Origin of the sequence: Streptococcus oralis, assembly GCF_001579025.1 — a bacterium.
Taxonomy (GTDB): domain Bacteria; phylum Bacillota; class Bacilli; order Lactobacillales; family Streptococcaceae; genus Streptococcus; species Streptococcus oralis_X.
This window is the reverse complement of sequence record NZ_KQ970235.1, coordinates 795,943-796,993: the sequence shown is the minus strand read 5'-3', so window position 1 is coordinate 796,993 and position 1,051 is coordinate 795,943. Positions and strand designations below refer to the sequence as shown.

At 42.5% G+C, this 1,051-nt stretch carries 1 protein-coding gene; it reads left to right on the top strand.

What is annotated here, in order from left to right:
• Positions 1-67 precede the first annotated feature (67 nt).
• Positions 68-1,051 (top strand): glucose-1-phosphate adenylyltransferase (locus SORDD27_RS03810; RefSeq protein ID WP_061427424.1); only part of this gene is annotated, 984 nt, incomplete at its 3' end.

Here is a 1,051-nt window from a genome sequence, read left to right as displayed (position 1 = left end):
ATAAAAAGTTTGACTTCCGACCTTCTTTCGATTTTAACGTTCACATGTCTTTATAAAGGAGTAGAAAATGAAGAATGAAATGCTAGCTTTGATCCTTGCGGGTGGGCAAGGAACTCGTCTCGGAAAACTCACTCAAAGCATTGCCAAACCGGCAGTGCAATTCGGTGGGCGCTACCGTATCATTGACTTTGCTCTTTCCAACTGTGCAAACTCTGGAATCCATAATGTTGGTGTGATTACTCAGTACCAACCTCTTGCTTTGAATAACCATATCGGAAATGGCTCTAGCTGGGGATTGGATGGTATCAATTCAGGTGTCTCTATCTTACAACCTTATTCAGCCAGCGAAGGAAACCGTTGGTTTGAAGGGACTAGTCACGCTATCTACCAAAACATTGACTACATCGACAGTGTTAATCCTGAGTATGTTTTGATTCTTTCTGGTGACCACATCTACAAGATGGACTACGATGATATGCTTCAGTCCCATAAGGATAATAATGCCAGTTTGACAGTAGCTGTCCTAGACGTACCTCTCAAAGAAGCTAGCCGTTTCGGTATCATGAATACAGATGCCAATAACCGTATCGTTGAATTCGAAGAAAAACCTGCGCAACCTAAGTCTACAAAGGCTTCTATGGGGATTTATATTTTTGACTGGAAACGACTTCGCAATATGCTTGTTGCTGCTGAAAAGAGCAATGTGGATATGTCAGACTTTGGGAAGAACGTTATCCCTAACTATCTCGAGTCCGGTGAAAGTGTCTATGCTTATGAATTTAATGGATACTGGAAAGATGTTGGTACGATTGAGTCACTTTGGGAAGCCAATATGGAGTACATTTCGCCAGAAAATGCCTTGGATAGCCGCAATCGTCAGTGGAAAATTTACTCAAGAAATTTGATCTCACCACCCAACTACTTTGGAGCACATGCACACGTTGAGGATTCATTGGTCGTGGATGGCTGTTTTGTAGATGGAACGGTTAAACGTTCGATTCTTTCAACAGAAGCACAGGTTCGTGAAGGAGCCGAGGTCGTTGATTCTGTC